The organism is Desulfovibrio sp. 1214_IL3152 (assembly GCF_036763055.1).
Taxonomy (GTDB): domain Bacteria; phylum Desulfobacterota; class Desulfovibrionia; order Desulfovibrionales; family Desulfovibrionaceae; genus Desulfovibrio.
The window spans coordinates 1-2023 of record NZ_JBAIYW010000375.1; the positions used below are offsets into that span (position 1 = coordinate 1).

Annotated in this window: 2 protein-coding genes; both read left to right on the forward strand. The window is 57.4% G+C overall.

Going from position 1 to position 2023, the window contains the following annotated elements; all coding sequences use genetic code 11:
* The first annotated feature begins 407 nt into the window (after positions 1 to 407).
* Positions 408 to 896 (forward strand): CvpA family protein, encoded by a 489-nt coding sequence (locus V6C07_RS08080; RefSeq protein WP_333535866.1) that lies wholly within the window; start codon positions 408 to 410, stop codon positions 894 to 896.
* A 215-nt stretch (positions 897 to 1111) separates the two neighbouring features.
* Positions 1112 to 1909 carry a nucleoside triphosphate pyrophosphohydrolase gene (gene mazG, locus V6C07_RS08085; protein ID WP_333535868.1) on the forward strand — a complete coding sequence of 266 codons (798 nt, stop codon included), beginning with the start codon at positions 1112 to 1114 and terminating at the stop codon, positions 1907 to 1909.
* Positions 1910 to 2023: the final 114 nt, after the last annotated feature.

Consider the following 2023-nt stretch of genomic DNA (forward strand, 5'->3'; position numbering starts at 1 on the left):
GCAGGCGCAGACCGGCCTTGTCCACGCCCATGCGGCTTGAAAGCCCCCCTGCCAGCACGACTCCGGCCACCCGGCCTTTTGCGCTCCTCATATTGCCCCCGTTGGTTCCGCTTTGCCCGTCAGGTGCAAGGCGTGTGCGTCTGTGCAATGTAATATCTGTGGTCATCTTGTCAAAAGCTTGCGCATGCCGATCAATGCAGAGGCAATATACTTCCCCGGCATAACGCGGTCACAGACCGCCGGAAGCGTCACAACTTACCCGCGCCACCGCAAACTACCGGCGGCTTGTCGGGCAGCCTGATGCATTGTGCCGCGCCCGAGCTTTTGCTATGCTGCCTTGCGCCGTCCGCATGAGGCTGCGGCGCGTGCGCCGGAAACCGCATAAAGGGATCTTGCAGGGAGAAGGCATGAGCCAGGATATTTTTGACCTCATTGTGGTTCTGACGCTGGTGTTTTTTGCCGGGCGTGGGTATCTGCACGGCTTTGTCGGTGAAGTTGCCGGCATTGTATCGCTTTTGGGCGGCTTTTGGGCGGCCCACAACTATCACGACAGGCTTTCGCCCCATCTGACGCTTATTACGGACCCCGGCTGGCGCACTGTGGCCGCCTACGTGCTGGTCTTTCTCGGCGTACTTCTATCCGTGGCCCTTATTGCCCGTCTGCTGCAAAAAATTCTTTCCTTTTCCTTTGTCACCTGGGCCGACAAGATGGCCGGGGCCATGCTCGGCCTTGCCAAGGGCGCTCTTCTGTGGTCCCTGGGCATACTTTTGCTGCAAAAATTTTTTTCTCAGGCGGTTTTTATGCAGCACAGCCGTGTGCTGCCCTATTTCAACGCCCTCACGGTGCAGGTTCGCGGCTGGCTGCCGCCTGACCTGGTTTCTCGTCTGGGTCTTTAGAGCAGATTAACTTTGAAATGCTTCACATTTCAAAGTTTTCATTCAGCCGAAAAATGCGATTTTCGTCTGAATCCACGCCACATTGTGGCGCGCTGCACTTTCGTACAGCGTTAGAGCATTCACACTTTTTCAAAGTTAAAATGCTCTAGAAGTGAAGGTGCTCTAAATGCAGAACATTTCACTTTTGGCAGACATTCAAAAAGGAACGTACATTCATGGAAAAAAACGCTGTTGAAGAGTTGCAGGGCATTATTGACACGCTCACCGGTCCCGAGGGCTGCCCCTGGGACAAGGAACAGACCGCCCATACGCTGGCCGACTATATCATTGAAGAAAGCCACGAGCTTGTCAGCGCCATCCGCTCGGGCAACGTGGCCGACATTCGCGAAGAACTGGGCGATGTGGCCTTTCTGCTGCTCTTTGTGGCGCGGCTGTATGAAAAGGACGGGCAATTCACCTTTGCCGACGCCCTGAATAACAACAGGGCCAAGATGATTCGCCGTCACCCGCACGTTTTTGGCGACACGGTGTTCGACAGTCTTGATGAACAGCTCAAGGCCTGGGAAAAAATCAAACGGGCCGAACACGCCGACGAAGAAGGCAAACCCAAGGGCCTGTTCGACAGCCTGCCCGAAAGCCTGCCCCCCCTGATCAAGGCATACCGCATCCATTCCAAGGCCGCCCGCGTGGGCTTTACCTGGGCCAAGGACGAAGAGGTGGAGCAGCAGGTGGAAGCCGAGTGGCTGGAATGGCTGGACGCTTCCGCCAACAGCAGTGGAGAAGCCCAGAAACATGAGCTTGGCGACCTGCTTTTCAGCATTACCGAACTGGGCCGCCGCAAGGGCATCAAGGCCAGCGAGGCTCTGGACCTGGCAACGCGCCGTTTTCTGAAGCGCTTTACCCGTATGGAAGAGCTGGCCCGCGCCCAGGGGCAGGATTTCAACGCCCTGAGCCTCGATGAAAAGGACGAATTGTGGAATACGGCCAAGGCAGAGGAAGAATCCCGGTCCTGAGCCGGCAAGGCGCACTGCCCGCCGTCCGCAGCGTGGTCTGCCGCCCTGCGGCGGCAGCCTGCCATGCCTCGCAAAAAGCGGACTCTCGCGTCTTGCCCCCGGACAGTGAGTCCC